The 19,284-nt window shown below is 74.0% G+C and carries 11 protein-coding genes; 5 read left to right on the top strand and 6 right to left on the bottom strand.

The features are described from left to right. Nucleotides 1–135: 135 nt before the first annotated feature. From ACQEUU_RS08440 to ACQEUU_RS08430, 3 genes are all read left to right on the top strand, one after another. Nucleotides 136–3,222 (top strand): lantibiotic dehydratase, encoded by a 3,087-nt coding sequence (locus ACQEUU_RS08440; protein WP_433062525.1) that lies wholly within the window; start codon nt 136–138, stop codon nt 3,220–3,222. Further along, complete coding sequence (locus ACQEUU_RS08435) at nt 3,219–4,574, top strand: lanthionine synthetase C family protein (protein WP_433062522.1); 1,356 nt, start codon at nt 3,219–3,221, stop codon at nt 4,572–4,574. The genes ACQEUU_RS08440 and ACQEUU_RS08435 overlap by 4 nt, the downstream gene beginning before the upstream one ends. A 224-nt stretch (nt 4,575–4,798) precedes the next feature. Next, nucleotides 4,799–5,725, top strand: a complete 927-nt coding sequence (locus ACQEUU_RS08430) for a JmjC domain-containing protein (RefSeq protein ID WP_433062519.1) — start codon at nt 4,799–4,801, stop codon at nt 5,723–5,725. A gap of 11 nt (nt 5,726–5,736) precedes the next feature. On the opposite strand, the gene ACQEUU_RS08425 is transcribed toward ACQEUU_RS08430, so the two are convergent. Further along, complete coding sequence (locus ACQEUU_RS08425; protein WP_433062516.1) at nt 5,737–7,677, bottom strand: BTAD domain-containing putative transcriptional regulator; 1,941 nt, start codon at nt 7,675–7,677, stop codon at nt 5,737–5,739. 334 nt (nt 7,678–8,011) lie between these two features. On the opposite strand from ACQEUU_RS08425, the gene ACQEUU_RS08420 reads away from it, so the two are divergent. Beyond that, a complete protein-coding gene (locus ACQEUU_RS08420; protein WP_433062513.1) occupies nt 8,012–8,695 on the top strand; it encodes a hypothetical protein in 684 nt (227 codons plus the stop codon). Nucleotides 8,696–8,771: 76 nt separating this feature from the next. Here the strand turns inward: ACQEUU_RS08420 and ACQEUU_RS08415 are convergent, their stop codons facing one another. Beyond that, entirely contained in the window at nt 8,772–9,677 is a 906-nt protein-coding gene (locus ACQEUU_RS08415; protein ID WP_433062511.1) for an NADP-dependent oxidoreductase, read from the bottom strand. Between the two features lie 145 nt (nt 9,678–9,822). Here ACQEUU_RS08415 and ACQEUU_RS08410 point away from each other — a divergent pair, with 145 nt between their 5' ends. After that, the gene (locus ACQEUU_RS08410; RefSeq protein ID WP_433062508.1) at nt 9,823–11,271 is read left to right on the top strand and encodes a serine hydrolase domain-containing protein; all 1,449 of its coding nucleotides are present in this window, start codon (nt 9,823–9,825) and stop codon (nt 11,269–11,271) included. A gap of 33 nt (nt 11,272–11,304) precedes the next feature. Here the strand turns inward: ACQEUU_RS08410 and ACQEUU_RS08405 are convergent, their stop codons facing one another. The 4 genes from ACQEUU_RS08405 to ACQEUU_RS08390 all read right to left on the bottom strand — a co-directional run bounded on the left by ACQEUU_RS08405 (nt 11,305) and on the right by ACQEUU_RS08390 (nt 19,193). Further along, the gene (locus tag ACQEUU_RS08405) at nt 11,305–12,309 is read right to left on the bottom strand and encodes a LacI family DNA-binding transcriptional regulator (protein ID WP_433062505.1); all 1,005 of its coding nucleotides are present in this window, start codon (nt 12,307–12,309) and stop codon (nt 11,305–11,307) included. After that, nucleotides 12,306–15,065: a glycoside hydrolase family 3 C-terminal domain-containing protein gene (locus ACQEUU_RS08400; protein ID WP_433062502.1), complete on the bottom strand. Its 2,760-nt coding sequence runs from the start codon at nt 15,063–15,065 to the stop codon at nt 12,306–12,308. The genes ACQEUU_RS08405 and ACQEUU_RS08400 overlap by 4 nt, the downstream gene beginning before the upstream one ends. A gap of 106 nt (nt 15,066–15,171) precedes the next feature. Beyond that, the gene (locus ACQEUU_RS08395; protein ID WP_433062499.1) at nt 15,172–16,386 is read right to left on the bottom strand and encodes an ROK family protein; all 1,215 of its coding nucleotides are present in this window, start codon (nt 16,384–16,386) and stop codon (nt 15,172–15,174) included. A 158-nt stretch (nt 16,387–16,544) separates the two neighbouring features. Next, the gene (locus ACQEUU_RS08390) at nt 16,545–19,193 is read right to left on the bottom strand and encodes a cellulose binding domain-containing protein (RefSeq protein WP_433062497.1); all 2,649 of its coding nucleotides are present in this window, start codon (nt 19,191–19,193) and stop codon (nt 16,545–16,547) included. Nucleotides 19,194–19,284 lie beyond the last annotated feature (91 nt).

The raw sequence follows: 19,284 nt of genomic DNA, 5'->3' as shown, positions 1-19,284 counted from the left end.
ACACCAGTATTCGGCAAGGCGCTTACGCGCCGAGTACGCCGCCCCTACGCGGCGATCACGCGGCCCGCGAGTGCGCTTACGGGCGGGAAACGGCTGGCTAGGGTGGCCGCGATCGTTCACATTCGGGGAGTTCGCATGAGTGACCAGCCTCGCTTCGCCGCCGCGGGCGCCGCGTTGTTACGCGTCCCGGTAGCGCCTGTCGCGCGGGCCGCCGGCGTCCGCGCGGGGGCCGGCGACGGGGAGGACACGGCTTTCCTGCGGGAGGCGCTGCGCGACCCGCTGTTGCGCGAGGCTCTGGAGGTGTCCAGCCCGTCGCTGGCCGGCGTCCTGGACCGCGTCGAGGCCGGCCGGCCGGTCGAGGAGGCGAAGCGGCGGCGCGCGGTCCTGGCGACGGCGCGTTACCTGCTGCGGATGGCCGGCCGCCCCACGCCCTTCGGCCTGCTCGCCGGCGTGGCACTGGCCGGCTTCGGCGACACCGCGAAGGTCCGGCTCGGCTGCGCCCACGCCAAGGGAGTGCGTCCGGACGCCGGCTGGCTCGCCGGCCTGCTGGCCGCATGGGAACGTGACCCGGCAGTGCGCCGCGGGCTGCGCGTGGTCGCCAACGACCTGTGCGTCGTGCGCGGGGATCGTCTGGTGCTGCCCTACGTGCGGCACGGCGGCCCGGACGGCGGAGGCGGCGCCAAGGAGCTGTCGGTACGCCACAGCGAGCCGGTACGCCTGGCGCTGGAGTGGGCGGCCCGGCCCATCGCGTACGAGGAACTGCTCGGCCGCCTCCGGGCGGCGTTCCCCGGGGCGTCCCCGGCCGCCGTGGAGGCCATGGCCGGGCAGCTCGTCGAGCGCGAGGTGCTGCTCACCGACCTGCGCCCGCCGCTGAGCAGCTCCGACCCCTTGGCCTACGTGCTCGATCGGGTCGCCGCCGTGGACGACCTGAACGAGGCGGCCAGGCTCGGCGAGGTCGCCGCCGCGCTGGCCCGCTACGCCGACTGCGCCCCGGGGGAAGGCCGTCCCGCGTGGCGGGCGGCCGTCGCGTCGATGCGCGCGCTGCGCCCGGCCGACAAGTCGCCGATCCAGGTGGACCTGCGCTTCGACGCCGACGTGACGCTGCCGCAGGCGGTCGCCGACGAGGCCGCGGCCGCGGCCTCGGCGCTGCTGCGCATGTCCGGTCCCGCCCAGCCGCCGCCGCACCTGGCGGAATACCACACCGCGTTCCTCGAACGGTACGGCACCGGCCAGCTCATCCCCTTCGCCGAGCTCACCGACGCCGAACGCGGCCTCGGCTTCCCCGCCGGGTACCTGGTGCCGGAGAGCGAACGCCTGGCGCGGCCGGCCCCGGAGCGTCACGACCCGCACGACGCGCTGCTCGCCGAACTGGCCCAGCAGGCGCTCCTGGACGGGACGGGCGAGGTCGTGCTGGACGACGAGCTGGTGGCCCGGCTCTCCGCCGACGAGGAGCCCCACCTGCCGCCGCCGGAGTCCGCGGAGCTGTGCGTCCAGCTCCTGGCAGAGTCCGCGGAGGCTCTCGGCCGGGGCGAGTTCCGGCTGGCACTCGCGCCCGCGACGGGCTCCTCGATGGCCGGGTCCCTGTTCGGGCGCTTCGCCTACCTGTTCCCCGAGGGGAGCTATCCGATGGCACCCGTGGCCGAGGCCGCAGGGGGCGCCGGACCGATTCGGGCCCAGCTCGTCTTCCAGCCGCTGGTCCCGCGCGTGGCCAACGTGGCCCAGGTGCCGGTGGTGTGCGAGCACACCCTCGCCCTGGGCGCGTTCGCCGAACGGTCGGACCCGCGGGTGCTCGGCGCGGGCGACCTCCTGGTCGGCGCCGACGACCACCGGCTGTACCTGGTGTCCGGCCCGCACGACCGGGAGGTCACGCCCGTCTCGCCGCACATGCTCGACACCACGCGGCTGAGCGCGAACGCGGTCCGCCTCGTGCGGGAGATCGCCGAGGGCGGGCATCGCCACCTGCGGAGCTGGTCGTGGGGGGCTGCCGAGGCGCTGCCCTGGCTGCCGAGGGTCCGTTACGGCCGGACCGTGCTCGCGCCGGCCCGCTGGCGGCCCACCGCCCGCCTGGGCGAACGGGAGCTGGGCGAGGACGAATGGTCGGCCGAGCTGGACGCCTGGCGGGCGCGATGGCGGGTGCCCGACCGGGTGCAGGTGGTCCACGGCGACCATCGGGTGGAGCTCGACCTGACCGCTCCCCTGCACCGCAGGGTGCTGCGGCACGAGCTGTCGCGCCGCCCGCACGCATCGGTGTGCGAGCCGCCCGGCGCCCCGGAGGACACCGGCTGGCTGGACGGGCACGCCAACGAGCTCGTCGTCCCGCTGACGCTCGTGACCGGCGCCGCCCGCCGCCCCAGGCCTCTGCCGCCGGGGCGGGCGCCGCGCCCGCGCCACCTGCCGGGCGGCGCCTGGCTCTACGCCAAGCTGTACGGCACCCGCGACAGGCAGGACGAGCTGCTGGAACGGCACCTGCCCGCCCTGATCGCGCAGTTGCCCACCTCGGTGGACCGCTGGTTCTTCATCCGCTACCAGGATCCCGACCCGCACCTGCGGCTCCGCTTCCACGGGGACCCGGCCCAGGTCAACGCGCTCCTGCTGCCCGCCCTGCACGACTGGGCCGGCCTGCTGTGCGATGCCGGGCTGGCCGCGCGCCTCACGCTCGACGCCTACGAGCCCGAGGTCGCCAGGTACGGCGGCACCGGCACCGTCGAGGTCGCCGAACGGGTGTTCGCCGCCGACAGCGCGGCGGTCCTGGCCCAGCTCCGCCTCCGCGAGCGCGGCCTGAACCTCGGCCCGGAACTGCTGGCGGCGGCCAACTACGTGGACATCCTGCGCGGCCTCGGCGATCCCGACTGGCAGCCGTGGCTGCTGTCGGTGCTGCCCAAGGGGGAGCACCACGCCGCCTTCCGCGACCAGCGGCGGGAGGCGGTCACGCTCATCGACCCCGACGGGGACTGGCCGGCGCTGGCGGCCCGGCCGGGCGGCGCCGAGCTGCTGGAGACCTGGAAGGCCCGCCGGCCCGCCCTCGCGGCCTACGGACAGGCCGTCCGGGAGGCGCTGGCCGCGCGGCGGCTCACCGGCACGCGATTCACCGTGACCGGCGCGCTTTTGCACATGCACCACAACCGGTTGCTCGGCATCCGCCCCACCACGGAGCAACGGACGCTGGCCATCCTGCGCGGCGTCGTGGAGGCCGGCCTTTCCAGGAAGAGGTTCACCTCGTGACACCCGCCACCGGCCAGGAAGCCACACACACCGGCAGCGCCGGAGCGACACGGGCCAGAGCCGCCGCGGTCGTGACCGACCTGGCCAGGCGGCTGGCCGACCCCGCCTTCGTCGCCGGCCGCGCGGCCGCCCCGGACAACCTCCGTCCGACGCCGGACGGGGCGGGCCTGCCGATCTGGGAGCCGGTCTGCCTCACCGACGGGTATCCGGCCGTGGCCCTGCTGTACGCCGAGCTGGCGCACGACGACCCCGCCTGCCGCCGGGTCGCGCACGCATATCTGGCGCAGGCCGCCGCGCAGGCGGCGCACGCTCCCCTGGGCGGGCTCTACAGCGGCCACACGGCCCTCGCCTTCGCCGCCTCGCGGGCCGCGCGCCGTCCCGGCGAGTACGCCAGGCTGCGCACGTCGATCGACGAGCGGCTCACGGCTGAGGTCCAGGCGCGGCTGCGCCCCGAGTGGCAGCGCATCGAGGACGGCAGGGCCGGCACCTCGTTCGCGGCCTACGACGTCATCGGCGGCGTCACGGGCGTGGGGCGATACCTCCTCGACGTCGAGCCCGCCCGCGCCGTCCTGGAGGAGATCCTCGCCTACCTGGTCGCGCTGAGCAGGCCGCAAAAGGACGGGGGGACGGCCCTGCCGGGCTGGTGGGTGTCCCACACACCGTTCGGCGAGTGGTCGGACGGGTACGGCGGCCACGGCAACCTGGGACTCGCCCACGGAGCGCCGGGACCGCTGGCCCTGCTGGCCCTGGCCTGGCGTGCCGGCGTGCGGGTGCCCGGCCAGGACGAGGCCATGGCGCGGATCGCCCGGTGGATGCTCGACTGGCACGACTCGGACGGGGCGGGCACGTACTGGCCCGGCTGGGTGCGGCGCGAGGACCTCGACGGGCCCCCGGCAGAGCTGCCCCGCAGCCGCACGGCGTGGTGTTACGGCGTCCCCGGCGCGGCGCGCGCCCTGCAACTGGCCGGAATGGCGCTGGGGCGGCCGGATTGGTGCCGGTTCGCGGTGGAGGCGCTGCGCGGCACGCTGGCGCTGCCCGAGGAGCAGCACGGCGTGCAGGACGCGGGGCTGTGCCATGGATGGGCGGGCCTGCTCCACCTGACCCGGCTGGTGGCGCGGGACGCGGACGACGCCGAGCTCGCCGGCGCCGCGGACCGGCTCGCGGTCCGGGCGCTCGACCTGTACGACCCGCAGGCCCCGTTCGGATTCCGGGCGGCGACGCAGCGGCACGGGACGAGCGTCGACCTGCCCGGGTTCCTGGAGGGCGCGACGGGGATCGCGCTGGCGCTGCACGCGTACGCCGGCGACCGGCCCGCGGAGAGCGGCTGGGACGCGGCGCTGCTGGTGCGGTGAGCGGCGGTGCGACGACGCTCGGGGTTCCGGGGGTGGTCGCGCTGCGCCGTCGCCGGGAGTAGTGCGCACCCGACGAGTCACACGATCATCACCCATCCGACATGCGACGAACGGAGATCTCTGATGCGCAGACCAGGCGGGTCACCGCACACTCGGGCCTTGCCGGCCCTCCCGCTCCCGATTCCCCCGTCGCCTATAGGCGACGGTCCCCTCGGGAGACGCTGATGGAGGGCGTCCAGGAGGGCCTCGCATCGGCGTGGGCCTGGCTGTTCGCCGAGCCGCAGGAGGCCGAGCGCATCGACTGGGGGCGGAGCGCGCTCCGCTTCACCACGTCGGACGAGGCCCGCGCGCTGATCGACCGCGAGCGGGTCGAGCGCTGGCTCGCCCACGGCAACCTGCGCTACCCCCAGTTCAGCCTCACCTTCGGCGGCGAGGCGCTGCATCCCAACCGTTACACCCGGGCCCAGGTCGTCGGGGAACACCGGCACACCGGCTGCGCCGACCCGGGCCGGATCGCCGCGGCGATCGGCGAGGGCGCCACGCTGTCGCTGACGGGCATCGAGGTCTGGGACGAGCACCTCGCCCGGCTGTCGGCCGAGCTGGGACGGGCGTTGGTGGCGCGCGTCCAGACCGTCGCGTTCCTGACCCCTCCCGGGCACTTCGGGACGCGGGCCCACCGGGACGCCACCCACGTGTTCGTCGTCCAGGCGGAGGGGAGCAAGCGCTGGACGCTCTACGACCTACCGGCCGGCGACGACTGGGACCTCGCCGAGATCCCCGGGGAGGACGCCGTCACCGAGGAGGTCGAGCTGCGCGCCGGCGAGGGACTGTACGTGCCGCTGGGCATGGGGCACCGGGCGATGGCCGGGCCGGAGGGCTCGCTGCATCTGTCCGTCATGGTGAACCCGCCGCGGCTGCGTGAGGTCGTACAGGCGTGGGCGGCCCAGGTCAGCGCGGCCTTCACCGGCCAGGAGCACCTGCCGATCGGGCGGGAGGGCAGGATAGAGGCCGTCGGGGAGGCGCTGCGCAGGATCCAGGAGACGCCGGTGGACCTCGGCGCGCTGGCGGCGGCCGTCGAGTCCGCGGCGCCGCCCCCGGACCGGGCCGCGCCTCTGCCCTGGCCTGCCGCCCCCGGAGTCAGCGGGCGGTGACGGCGACGCCGTCACCGCCCGTCCGCCGGGGCGGGGCGGTCGCTGAGGACGGCGCACCGGAGCGGCTCGCCGGGCCGCCGCGTCGGGCGTCCCCGGCCTTCGGGTCCGGGGAGACGGACGGCCGCGCCGCGGCCGTCCGGGACCGGGAGGGCGAGGGGCTCCTCCGCGGCCAGCCGCTCGGCCGCGTACAGCCGCAGCAGCCGGTCGAGCCGGTAGCGGTCGCCGGCGCCTGATCGCCGCAGGAGGTGCGCGGCGGTCAGCGTGGCGAGCAGCGGCTCGGCCGCGCCGGCCGACGCGGCCAGCAGCGCCGCCGCGGCGTCGAGTGTGATGTCGCCCGGTGTCTTGGCCAGGAGGCGGAAGAGCCGGCGGGCCGCGGGCGGCAACGCCGAGTACGAGCGGTCGTACGCGGCCCGGATCGACGCCTCATGGTCGCCCGCGACCGTAAGCGCGCCGAGCGGGTCTCCCGAGCGCAGCCGGGCCAGGTAGCGGCTCGCCTCGGCAGGAGAGCGGCCGATCAGGTTGGCCGCGGCCAGCCGCAGCGCCAGCGGCAGGTCGCCGCAGAGCCGGGCGATCTCCGCCCGCGCGTGCTCGTCGCCGGCCTCCCCGCCGGGGACGAGCTCCGCGAGCAGCCCCACCGACTCCGCACGCCGCAGCGGTCCCAGCGTGACGACGCGGGCGTCGTGCAGCGCGGCGAGGCCGCCCAGGTCGGTCCTGGAGGTGACCAGCACCGCGCATCCCGCGACTCCGGGCAGCAGGGGCCTGATCTGGGCCGCTTCGGCGGCGTCGTCCAGGACCAGCAGCAGCGAGCGGCCGGCCAGTTCGGCGCGCAGCCGGGCCGCTCGCGCCGCCAGGTCGTCGGGAAGGGAGGCGCGGTCGACCCCGGCGGCGAGGAGCGCCTCTGCGAGCATGTCCGAGGGGTCGCGCGGCCTGCCCTCGGCGTCGCGCAGCCGGACGAACCACTGGCCGTCCGGGAAGGCGGAGCGGACGCGGTGCGCGATCCGGACGGCCAGCGCCGTCTTCCCGGTCCCCGGCGCGCCGCACACCGCCAGGATGGGCACCACGGTGCGGCGGGCAGGGCTCACCATCAGGGACACGCCCTCCTCGACCAGCTCCGCGCGTCCGGCGTAGGCGCCGAGGTCCGGCGGCAGATGGCAGGAGGCCCGCCATGGGCGGGGCGCAGGGGTGGAGTGCGCCCCAAGGGGGAGGGCCGGGGTGCCGTTGAGCACCTGACGGTGCAGGTCCTGCAGGTCCTCGCCCGGCTCGATGCCGAGTTCGTCATGCAGCAGCCGGCGGAGCCGGCGGAACGCCTCCAGCGCCTCGGCCTGCCGGCCGCTGCCGTGCAGCGCCATGACCAGCTGCCCCCAGAAGCGTTCGTGCAGCGGGTGCTCGGCGGTGAGCGTCCGCAGCTCGGCGACGACCTGGCGGTGCCTGCCGAGGGAGAGGTCCGCCTCGATGCGGCGCTCCAGCGTCGCCAGCCGCTCCTCGGCGAGCGGGAGCGCGGCGAGCGTGCGCAGGGTCTCGGACGGCACGTCGGCGAGGGCGGGCCCCCGCCACAGTGCCAGCGCCTGCCGCAGCAGGGCCGACTCCGCGGCCCGGCCGTGTGCCACCGCAGTCTCGGCCCGGTCGCGGAGATCCCGGAAACGGTTCAGGTCCAGGGTGGTGTCGGGCGTTTCGATGAGGTAGCCGTCGGACTGGGTGACGATGACGTCGGCCGGGTGGAGGGCCGCTCGCAATCGCGCCATGTAGGTCTGCACGGTGCCGCGCGCGCCGGCCGGGGGCGCGCCGTCCCAGACGTAGTCGATCAGTTCGTCCGTACGGACGGTGCGATTGGCCCGGAGCAGGAGCGCGGCGAGCAGGACGCGGTGCTTGCCCGCGGGCAAGGACACCTGCCTGCCGCCGATCCGCACCTCCAGCGGTCCGAGCACACCCAGTCGCGTCTGGTCCGCCTGCACCAAGTCCCCTTGTCGTCGTTGCCCGTCCGGCGCCCGCCGGGTGGCGGGCAGGCGATGGTTTCGCACCGTAGTTGGCACGCCGACACGGCATACCGCAAATGGCGGGGGTGTCGGCATCTCAGCGATATTTGGCGGAAATGCGAGGATGACGTCCTCGTCACGGCCCCCGTCCGGAGAAGGGGCCGGTGATCAAGGCACTGGGACGAGCCGAATTGGCAGAAAGGACTCTGTTCCCGCCTTCGAAAACGCCAGCAGGATGATCCCCCACTTCCGCTGAAGCCTGATCACGTTCTTGGGGGCCGCTATGACGACACGGACGCGCGGAGCTGTGAGCATGCTGTGCCTCACCGCAGTGGCAACGGGCTGCGGCGCCCTGCCGACGGCGCCGCCACCCTCCACCGCGCCCCCGGCCGTGATCACCTCGGCCGGTACCGGCACACGGAGTCCCCAGCCTGCCGAGGCCACCTTGCTGCGGGTTCCCGCCCGGCCCTGCCAGGCCCTCAACGCGCGGATCCGGGCGAAGATCGGGATGCCGAAGACCCAGAAGGGCAGACGCTCGGTTGTCGACGTCTCCTGCCAGTGGACGAACGATCCAGGTCGCCGGCCGCCGTTCAGGTTCAGGGACCTCAAGGTCAGCTACTCCGTCGGCTTCGAGGGCGTGACCGACCTCGACGATGCCAAGAGGTCCTTCGACCAGAAGAGGCGCGCCGACTACCGCCGGCCCAGTGGGTTCGGCGGCGCCCCGCAGCGCAAGGGAATGATCAAGCAGGTGGGGTCCGCGAAAGCCGGGCGGGACTTCGACGAGGGCTACTACGTCTATTACGTGTGGCAGATCGCCGAAGCGAGGCGAGGTGAGGGCTTTGTGGTCATCCGTAAGCACAACGTGCTGATCACCATCAGAGCCAGCGGCTCCGACGTTCCCGGCCGGCAAGTGCGCCAGAGCAGGCCGCTGCCGGAAGCCGCCGCGCGGGACATCATCGACGCGGTGGCCGGCCCGCTGACCGCCGCCGTCCGCTGAGACCTCTTCCTCCGCGGGAGGAGGAGCACGCCGCGGGCACCGTCCAGGCCTGGCGTCTCCATCGCGGTGCGGAGGTTCAGAAGATCAACACGATCTTCCCGTTCAGGCTCCCTCGCCGGAAATGCTCGTGCGCGGCTTTGATGTCCTGTAACGCGTACTGCGCCTCGACCCGGATCTTCAGCCGCCCGCCGTCCACGGCCGCGGCGAGTTCGGCGAGTCCGCGGCCGTCTTCGCGAACCTGGTTGACCGTGGTGCGCACCCGGCGGTGCGACAGGTCGGGCACGGGCCCGGCTTGAGTGGCGATCGAGGCGTACCTGCCGCCGTCGGCCACCGCGCCGGTGACAAAGGCGCCGAAGGTGTCGAAGACGGCATCGTAGCCGCCCACCTGCAAGGTGGCCCGGTCGGTGGTGGCGTGGTCGGCTCCCAGTTCGTGTGCCACCTCGATCTGCGCCTGCCTGGACACCAGCGCGTCCACCCGCGCTCCGCGGGCGCGCGCGAGTTGCACCGCGAGTCCGCCGACGGCTCCTGCCGCGCCTGCCACCAGCAGTTTGTCCCCCGGTCCGATCCGCAGCCAGTCCAGGGTCTGCGTCGCGGTCAGTCCCGGCAGGGGCAGGGTCGCCGCCTCGGCCAGGCTGACCGACATGGGCGCCCGGGCGATGGAGGCGGCCGGGACGGCGACGAGGTCGGCCCATGAGCCGCGCCCGGTCGCCAGCTGATGCACCATGCCGAACACCCGCTCGCCGACCGGCAGCCCGCTCGTGCCCGGATCGACGACGATCCCCGCCAGCTCCCAGCCCAGCGTCATCGGCAACGGCGGCGTGCCTTCACCGATGGCCCCTGCCCGCGTCTTCTCATCGACCGGGTTGACGGCCGAGGCGATGACCCGGACCAGCACCTCGCCCTCGGCCGGTCGCGGTTCCGGTACGTCGACCGGCGCCAGCACTTCAAGATCTCCCAAGTGGTCGATCCGCACAGCACGCATGTCCAACTCCTAAGTTCGATGATTATCCAACTTTAGCGTGATGGACGGCGAGACGCGGGCATGTCGGCCGGGGTGCCGGTGCGCACAGCGGGCAAACCCAGCAAATCGGTTTGACCGAAGTTTCGAAGTTACGTAGATTCGGACCATGAAGCGAGCCTCCGCCCTGGCCGCCCTCGTCGTGGCCGCCCTCGCCCTGTTCGTCGCTCCGGCCCCGCCCACGCTGGGCTCCGCGACGACCGGCGACCCCGCCCTGGCGAAGCTGGTACGGAACGCCGCCGGGCAGGAGGGATACCGGGGCCTGTCCGTGGCGCTCATCGAGAACGGCCGGATCCGCCACGCCGGAGTGGGCGACACCGGCGGGGCCGACCCCCGGCCGGTGGACCAGGACACCGCCTACGAGCTCGGGTCGATCACCAAGCCGATGACCGGGATGCTGCTGGCCGACCTGGCGGACGAAGGGCTCTCCCCCGGCACGCCGGTGCGCGACCTGCTGCCGGGCGTCGCCTTCTCCGACCCCGCCGTGGCCGCGGCGACCCTCGCCGAGCTGTCCTCGCACCGGGCGGGGATCCCCAACCTGCGCATGACGCCGGTGGGCTTCCTGCGCTCGTATCTGTACGTCTTCGCCGGCGAGGACCCGTACGCCGCCGCGGGGCCGCGGAGCATGCTGGACGACGCCGCGGCCGTCTCAGCCGGGAGGCGAGGCGAGGTCTCCTACTCCAACCTCGGCGTGGCGCTGCTCGGCCAGGCGCTGGCCGAGCACGCGGGCACCGGCTACGAGACCCTGCTGCGCACGCGGCTGCTCGCCCCGCTCGGCATGGGCTCCACCGTCGTGCTCCAGCCGGACGAGCCGCTGCCGGCCCGGCACGCCCGCGGCCGGAACGTGAACGGGCTGCCGATGGAGCCGTGGCGCGACCACGGGTACGCGGGCGCGGGCGGCGCCGTCTGGTCCACCGCGCACGACGTCGCCCGGCTCGTCCAGGCGGTGATGGCGGGCTCCGCGCCGGGCGCGGACGCGGCGACCCCGCGCTTCGACGCCGGTGACGGCGAGCGGATCGGCTACGGCTGGTTCACCACCCGGTACGGGGAGCGCGAGATCACCTGGCACAACGGCGGGACAGGCGGGTTCCGCACGTACGCGGGCTTCGACCGGGCGTCCGGCCGGGGCGTGGTGGTCATGGGCAACACCGGCACGTCGGTCGACGGGGTGGGCCTGCGCCTGCTCGGGGCCGAGCCGCCGGCCGGCGGCGGTCCGGAGATCCGGCCGCTGATCTTCGCCCTGGTCTTCCCCTTCCTCGGGCTCGGCCTGCTCCACTCGGCGTTCCGGGCGTCGGGGCTGGACCGGATCTCGGTGGCGACCCGGGCCCTGTGGGCGGTGCTCTTCCTCGGGCTGGGGCACACGGCGGGCGGCTGGGACGTGGTGCCGCCGTTCGTGTGGGCGCTGGGCGCGGGTGTGCTGGGCGCCGCCGTGGCCGCCGCCGTGGCCCGCCGGCCGGTGCTGCCGGTCAGCGCGAAGCCGGTGACGTGGCACACCTGGCTGTCCCCCGCGGTCGCCGCCGTGCTGCTGGCCGCGTTCGCGTTCTTCCTGATCCGCTAGAGACTTCCTGATCCGCTGGAGGACCGTTCCCGGTCAGGTGCTGGCGCGCAGCGCGAGGTGCGGCGCGAGCAGGGTGGCGTCCGGGACGGTCCTGCCGTCCAGTTTCTCCATCAGCAGCCGCACCGCCTCCCGCCCCACCTCCTCGGCCGGGATCAGGACCGAGGTGAGGGCCGGGCTGGCACGTTCCGCCACGTCGTCCGGGCAGATCGCCACCACCGCCACGTCGGCGGGGACGCGCCGGCCGAGCTGGCGCAGGGCGCTGAGCACGTGACCGACCGCGGCCTCGTTGTGCACCACGAGCCCGGACAGGTCCGGCTGGTCCCGCAGGAGCCTGGCCAGGGTCGCGTACACCTCGTCGAACGTCTCCTCGCAGGGCAGCGCCACCCCCGCCACCCGGTGCGCGGCGACCGCGGCGACGAAGCCCTCGCGGGTGCGGCGGGCGAAGCCGGTGCCGCGCTCGTACACCACGGCGGGCGCGCCGAGCAGGGCGATCCTGGAGTGGCCGCGCTCGGCCAGGTGGGCGACGCACTGCCCGCCGGCGGCGGCGAAGTCGAGGTCGACGCAGGTGAGGCCGGCGGGCTCGGCCGGGAAGCCGATGAGCACGCTGGGCTCGGCCAGCTCCCGCAGCAGCGGCACCCGGCTGTCGTCCAGCTCGACGTCCATGAGCACGAACGCGTCCACCAGCGCGCTGGCCGCCACCCGCCTGATGCCGTCGGTGCCCTCGTCGGCGGTGAGCAGCAGCACGTCGTGGTCGTAGCGGCGGGCGGCTGTGACGACGGCGCTGGCGAAGCGCATCAGCACCGGCACGTGCATGCCGGCGCGCAGCGGCAGCACCAGGGCGATGACGTTGGCCCGCTTGCTGGCCAGGGCGCGGGCGCCGGCGTGCGGGTGGTAGCCGAGCGCGGCGATGCTGTCGAGCACCCGGCGCCGGGTGCCGGCCGAGATCGTGCGCTTGCCGCTGAGCACGTACGAGACGGTGCTCACGGCCACGCCGGCGTGCCGGGCGACCTCCGTGATGGTGACGGTGCGCCCGCTCAAGTCCCGGCCCCGACGTCGATCTGGCTCAGCGTGACCCCTTCGTTCTCGAACACGACATAAAGATCGTGCACTCCCCGCGTGCCCGCAAGGGAGGCGGCGACGGCGCGCAGGTCGTACCTGCCGGTCCTGGGCACGGGGAAGGCGGCGATCGGCCGGCCGTAGAGGGGGTCGCCGATCCGTAAGGTGATCATGCCGCCCTCGGTGCTCCCGAGCACGGCCAGGCAGGAGGCCGCGCCGGTGAGGTCCACCTGGCGGAACACGATCCAGGCGCCCTCGGTGCCGGCCCGGACCGCCTCGCCGCGCTCGCGGTCCGACGCGGTGAAGGTGATCGCGTCGTACTCGTCGTGGTCCACGGCGCGCAGCAGGCCGCGGCGCGGCGGGATGACCTCGCCGTCGACCTCGAAGCGGGCGCCGACCCGCAGGTCGGTGGCGCTGCGGCCGGCCATGAGCCGGTGCGGGGCGCGTTCCACGACGAACCGGCCGCTGGTGACGTCCCAGCAGGCCAGTTCGCGTACCGGCAGGTCGAGATGGACGGCGCGGCTCTCTCCGGGCGCGAGCCGCACCCTCTCGAAGCCGCGCAGCCGGCGCAGCGGTTGCTTGACGCGGGAGCGCTGCTGGTGCGTGTAGAACTGGACGACCTCGGCGCCCTCGCGCGGCCCGGTGTTGGTCACGGTCACCGTCGCGCGCACCCGGTCGCCGTCGCAGGCGACCTCCAGGCCGGAGTAGGCGAAGTCGGTGTAGCCGAGGCCGTGCCCGAACGGGTAGCGGGGGGTCCCGCGGAAGTACAGGTAGGTGGCGTCGGCGGTGATGATGTCGTAGTCCAGCAGGTCGGGCAGCTCCTGCTCGGAGCGGTACCAGGTCTGCGTGAGCCGACCCTCCGGCTCCGCGTCGCCGAGCAGCACCTCGGCCAGGGCGTGGCCGTACTCCTGCCCGCCGTGCGCGGACCAGAGCACCGCCGGCACCCCCGAGGCGGTCCAGGTGAGCGGGTAGCCGCTGCTGATCACCATGACCGTGCGCGGGTTGGCGGCCAGCACGGCCCGGACCACGGCGTCCTGGGCGGGGGCGAGGGCGAGCGTGCTGCGGTCCTCGGTCTCGCGGCCGTTCACCAGCGGGTGGTCGCCGACGACCACGACGGCCACGTCGGCGGTGGCGGCCAGCTCGGCGGCCTGCCGGGCGCCGCTCCTGACCACTTCCAGCGACAGCCAGAGCGCCTGGTCGGCGTCGTCGACCAGGCGCAGCGTCCCGTCGCCGGCGACGCCGACGTAGCAGCCGGTGGAGATGTGGCGCAGCGTCACCGCGCCGCGCGGCCGCTCCTCCATCCGGAACGTCTGGCGCACCTCCCACCCGTTCGGCCCCGGCTGGTCGTTGACCAGCACGCCGTCGTCCACGGAGACGAACCGGCCGGTGGCGGCGGCGCGCAGCGCGTAGGCTCCGCCGCCCCAGTCGAACACGTCGAACAGGCCGGGCTCGGCGCCGAGGCTGAGCGGCCCGCCGGCCGGGTCGGCCGCCACGTGACCCGCCTCGGCGGTCAGCGTCACCCGGTCGACGGCCTCGCAGAAGACGGTCTCGCACCGTTCGGCCAGCCCTGCGCGGGCGGTGACGGCGTACGGGAGCGTGCCGCTGTACCAGTCCTCCATGAGCGTGTCGCCGAGCTGGCCGACGACCGCGACGGTGGCGACGTCGCGCAGCGGCAGCAGCCCGTCGTTCTCCAGCAGCACGAACGAGCGCCGCGCCGCCTCGCGGGCCAGGTCCTGGTGGCGCGGGCAGTTGACCACTTCCTCGGTGAGGTGGTCGTACGGGGTCGCGGGGTCGAACTCGCCGAGCCGGAACCGGATCGACAGCAGGTGCCGCACGGCGGCGTCGAGGTCGGCCTCGCCGATCAGTCCGCGCTCCAGCGCCTCCCTGATGTGCCCGAGCGTGGCCTCGGACCGGTCGTCGTCCTGCGTGAAGCTGTCCAGCCCGGCCCTGATCGCGTGCGCGTACGCCTCGGCGGGGTCGGCGTGGTAGCCCTGCGGCGAGACCAGGTTGCCGGGCGCGCAGGCGTCGCTGACCACGAGCAGGTCGTCCGGCGCCCAGGCCCGCAGGACCTCGCCGATGAGCGGGCTGAGGTGCGCGGGCCGGCCGTTGACCAGGTTGTAGGAGGGCATGACGGCGACCGCGGCGCCCTGCTCGATGGCGGGCCTGAAGGCGGGCAGCTCGTACTCGTGCAGCACCCGGGGCGGCACGTTGCTGGAGGTGACGCAGCGGTCGGTCTCGTTGTTGTAGGCGAGGAAGTGCTTGAGCGTGGGCGCGGTCTTGAGCACGCGGGGGTCGCTGCCGCGCAGGCCGGAGGCGTAGGCGGCGGCCATGAGCCCGGTGAGCCACGGGTCTTCGGAGTAGCCCTCCTCGTTGCGCCCCCAGCGCGGGTCGCGCAGCGGGTTGACCACCGGGGCCCAGACGTTGCGGCCGGCGCCGGTCGGGTCCTTGTGGTGGAAGGCGAGCACCTCGTCGCCTGCGGCCTCGCCGACGCGGCGGACCAGGTCCGGGTCCCAGGTCGAGGCCAGGCCGACGGCCTGCGGGAAGACGGTGGCGGGGCCGAGCCAGGCCAGGCCGTGCAGGGCCTCGGTGCCGGTGCGGAACGCGGCCACGCCGAGCCGGTCGACGGGCGCCTGGTACTGGTGGAGCAGGCCGATCTTCTCGTCGAGCGTGAGCCTGCGCGACAGGTCGGCGATCCGGTCGTGGAGGGGGAGCTCAGGGTCGCGGAAGGGTTCGTGCATGGCCATCCTCTGAGGGGAGTGTCGAAGCGCTTCGATGACCGGCCGGTGGAGTTACCTCAGTGTTTCTCCGGGTTTCCTGAAGCGTGCACGCGGGCGTGAAGCCGGGTCAAGAGGTTCGTGAGATTCCGCCCGGCAATCTTCCGGAATCGAGGGAGTCGAGCACCCGCGCCGCGCCGCCCAGGGCCGCCGCGTCGTGGCCGAGCGTGGAGGCCACCACCTCGCAGCCGCCGGCCTGCGGCGCGATGGCGGCGTCGAGCACGGCCGCGCGGGCCGGCGGCAGCAGCCACGGCGCCAGCGGCACGTAGTAGCCGCCCAGGACGATCAGCTGAGGGTTGAGCAGGTTGGCGATGATCGACACACCCCGGCCCAGGGCCGCGCCGACGGCGCCGAGCGTGGACAGCGTGGCCGCGTCGCCGGCCCGCGCGGACCTGACGACCTCCTCCAGCTCGATCTCGATCTCGGCCGGGGACGGGTCGGCGCGGCGCAGCACGGCGCCGACGCCGGCCATCGCCTCCAGGCACCCGCGCCGCCCGCAGCGGCAGGCGGGGCCCTCGGGGTCGAGCTGGACGTGGCCGAGCTCGCCGCTGTAGCCGAGGCGGCCCCTGCGCAGCCTCCCGTCGAGGATGACGCCCGCCCCGACGCCCATCTGCCCGGTGAGGTAGACCAGGTCGGAGGCCCCCGCGCCGGCGCCGAAGCGCTGCTCGGCCAGCGCCGCGAGGTTGGCGTCGTTGTCGACCTGGATCGCGAAACCGGGGTCGCGCAGCGCCTTGGCCAGGTCGCCGCCGAGGTCGGCGTCGCGCCAGCCGAGGTTGGGCGCGATGCGCACGGTGCCGTTCACGTCGATCAGGCCGGGCACCGCCACGGCCAGGCCGAGGACCTGCCGCTCCTCCTTGGCCATGCGGTTGACCACCCGCCGGACGACGGCGGCGACGTTGGCCACCCCCTGGTTGACCGACTCGCCGGCGCTGAAGGAGCGCCGCCAGGCCAGCAGCCGCTCCCCCGCCAGGTCGGTGGCCACGGCGGAGACGTAGTCGACGTTGATCTCGACCCCGATCGCGGCGTACGGGGAGCCGTCGAGGACGAGCATGGTGGCGGGCCTGCCCACGCGGTTCTCGGTGAGGCCCGTCTCGCGGACCAGGCGGCGGTCGATCAGGTCGGCGACCAGGCTGGAGACGGTCGCCTTGTTGAGGCCGGTGCCGGCCGCGATGTCGGCGCGGGAGCACGGCGCGTGCTCGCGCACGAACCGGAGCACGACCGCGAGGTTGGTGGCCCGGACGTCCGCGAAGTCGGCCGGCTGCGGGCCGGTCGTGGAAGTGATCAATCTGAGCCCCGTTCCCGCCGAGAAGTGACCCCAGCATGCCGCATCGCCGGCGCCCTCCACCAACCTGTGACCGCGACGCTCCCTCGGGGTCGCGGTCACAGTCTACCTAATTTGTTTGGGCGGCAAACCAACTAATGAGGCCGAGAGGCGCCCTCAGGCTATTCGGGGGTGCAGGTGAGGGCCGGCGGGGAGCCGGCGCTGGACTGGCTGGCGTTGAAGCCGAACGACGTGGTGGCGTTCGGCGCCAGGTTGCCGTTGTAGCCGGCGTCGGTCACGCTCACGTTCGCCCCGGTCTGGGTGTGGGAGCCGCTCCAGAGCTGGGTGATCCGCTGGTCACCCGGCCAGGTCCAGGTCACCCGCCAGCCTGTGAGGGCCGAGCCGCCGGTGTTGCGGACCGCGACCTCGGCCTGGAAGCCGCCGGGCCACTGGTTGCCCGGCGTGTAGGTGGCCGTGCAACCGGTCCCGGGAGTGACGGTCGGGGTGACCGTGGGAGTGATGGTGGGCGTAACGGTGGGAGTGACGGTGACCGGCGGGCCGGTGCGGTCGCCGTAGATGATGCCGCGGCCGTTGGTGCCCAGGTAGACGCGGCCGTACACGCGGGGGTCACCGGTGAGCGCCTCGCCCATGTTGCCCCACTGGTGCTCGTCGTCATTGATCCGGAGCCAGTTCGCGCCGGTGTCGTCCGAGCGGTAGAGGCCGGTGACGCCGTCGATCGTGGCCACCGCGAAGATCGCCATGTAGGTCGCGCCCGGCGCGGCCTTGCCGAAGCCGACGTTCACCGAGCCGGTGATCCCGGAGACCTTGGTGAAGGACGCGCCGCTGTTGGTCGAGCGCCACAGGCCGCCCTCGCCCGCCAGCCAGATGTGGCCCTCGACGCCGGGCACGGCCTTGAACTTGCCGGTCGTGGGCAGCCCGGAGGCGGCGGTGGCGGTGAACGACGCGCCGCCGTTCGTGCTGGCGTAGAACCGGCCGCCGGCGAACCCGTAGAACTTCGCGGCGTTGACCCGGTCGGACTCGACGATCGCGCCCGTGGGCAGGCCCTGCACCTGGGTCCAGGAGGTGCCGAAGCCGACCGAGTAGTGCGGGGTGACGCCGCGCGGCGCCCACACGAAGCGGGAGCCGTCGGCCGCCGCCGCGACCGTGCCGCCCTCGTTGATCCCGCCGGGCTCGCTGCCCTGGAACCAGTTGGCGCCGCCGTCGGTGGAGAAGGCCACGTGGCTGTCGTTCGGCCGGTCGGCGTCGGTGAAGTTGCCGGCCCGCACCATCACGGCCGGGTTCCGCTCGGCGTAGTCGAGGCTGGTGGTGGAGGTGAAGTTCGGCGAGGTGAACATCATCGGCGGCACCGCGTCCAGGTTCGTGTGCCGGAACCCGGCGATGTCGCCCAGGCCGCTGATCAGCGGGGCGCCGCTGGGCGGGCTGATCAGGTCGAGCACCGCGGTCTCCTCCAGGCCCTTGACCATGGGTCTGATCGTGAACCGGCCGCCCGCGTCCCACTGGGTGAGGTTCTCGGTGCCGTAGATCGTGGCGCCGGTCCCGTACATCATCCGGTCGGAGTCGAACGGGTCGATCTCCAGCGACTCGGTCATCCAGCCGAGCTTGGGCGTGACCTCGGGCGGCTGCGGGTTGGTGCCGAAGGTCAGCCAGGGCACCTCGGAGATGTCCATCTCGTAGCGGAAGCCGCGGTTCGGGTACGAGGTCCAGTCCCAGACCCGGGTCCAGGTGGCGCCGGAGTCGGTCGACCTGAAGAAGATCACGTCGGGCCACCAGGAGATCTGGGTGGCGACCATCAGCGTGCCGGGGTTCTGCCGGTCGAGAGTGAGGCCGCTGTAGCCGAAGTAGTCGTCCGAGCTGGACGACGGCACCGGGCTGACCTGGGTCCACGTGCCGGTCGCGGTGTCGAGCCGCCACACGTCGCCCTTGGCGCCGTCGTACGGGCCGCTGGTGTCGCTGGTGGCGATGAACAGGTGGCCGTTCTCGGCGTCCAGCACGCCCTTGTGCGCGATGTAGCCGGTCGGCTGGCCCGCCACCCGCTGCCAGGTGGCCCCGGCGTCGGTGGTGCGGTAGACGGTGTTCTGCTTGTCGGCGACGCCCACGTAGATGGTCCTGGTCGCGGTGCCCGAGGAGGACGAGCGCGGGTCGTAGGTCACCCAGACGACGCCGGGGCGGTGGCTCTGGTAGCCGTTGGGGTCGCCCGGGTCGTCGGCGTGGTCGCCGGGGTTGGGGAAGCTCGTCACCTTCGCCCAGGTGGCGCCGTGGTCGGTGCTGCGCCACAGGCCGTTGCCGTTGGGGGCGCCGAGGTAGAGGACGCTGTTGCGGTTGGGGTCGACGGCGAGCGCCTCGCCCATGCCCCGGCCGGGCATGTTGCCGCCGAGCTTGAACGGCAGCTCGGTGGCCTGCCAGGTGTCGCCCTTGTCGGTGGAGCGCAGGATGGCGCCGTTGTTCGGGTCCCAGTCGTTGGTGTACATGCCGACGGCGGCGTACAGCCGGTTGGTCTGGACGGGGTCGGTGGCGAGGCTGATGACGCCGTTCCAGCCCCACTTGTCCCAGCCCACCCAGTCGAGCAGCGGGGTCCAGGACTTCGACGACTCGTTCCACCGGTACGCGCCGCCGATGTCGGTGCGGGCGTAGATCAGGTCGCGCTCGGTGGGGTTGAAGACGATGCCGGGCACGAACCCGCCGCCGTCGATCCGCACGTTCTTGAAGTTGTACGGGTCCGCCGCGACGGCGGACACCGGGGTCATCCGCACGACCGCTGTGACCAGCAGGACGGCGGTGATCGCGAGCAGGCTGAGCAATGCCTTTCGCATGAGCGGCTCTCCCTTTTCCCGGCACGCCGGGAGAAGGCGTGCCCGAGGACGAACAGATGACCGCCATGCACGACCAGGTTGCAGGGACCCT

This window comes from Nonomuraea sp. CA-218870 (assembly GCF_050936535.1).
GTDB lineage: Bacteria > Actinomycetota > Actinomycetes > Streptosporangiales > Streptosporangiaceae > Nonomuraea > Nonomuraea corallina.
Note: the sequence above shows the minus strand (reverse complement) of the source record. Positions and strands in the feature narration are given on the sequence as shown.

Coding starts and splice junctions, on each gene's coding strand:
- ACQEUU_RS08400 (WP_433062502.1), bottom strand. CDS start 15,065: ATGCACGAACCCTTCCGCGACCCTGAGCTCCCCCTCCACGACCGGATC.
- ACQEUU_RS08420 (WP_433062513.1), top strand. CDS start 8,012: ATGCTGTGCCTCACCGCAGTGGCAACGGGCTGCGGCGCCCTGCCGACG.
- ACQEUU_RS08390 (WP_433062497.1), bottom strand. CDS start 19,193: ATGCGAAAGGCATTGCTCAGCCTGCTCGCGATCACCGCCGTCCTGCTG.
- ACQEUU_RS08440 (WP_433062525.1), top strand. CDS start 136: ATGAGTGACCAGCCTCGCTTCGCCGCCGCGGGCGCCGCGTTGTTACGC.
- ACQEUU_RS08415 (WP_433062511.1), bottom strand. CDS start 9,677: ATGCGTGCTGTGCGGATCGACCACTTGGGAGATCTTGAAGTGCTGGCG.
- ACQEUU_RS08430 (WP_433062519.1), top strand. CDS start 4,799: ATGGAGGGCGTCCAGGAGGGCCTCGCATCGGCGTGGGCCTGGCTGTTC.
- ACQEUU_RS08410 (WP_433062508.1), top strand. CDS start 9,823: ATGAAGCGAGCCTCCGCCCTGGCCGCCCTCGTCGTGGCCGCCCTCGCC.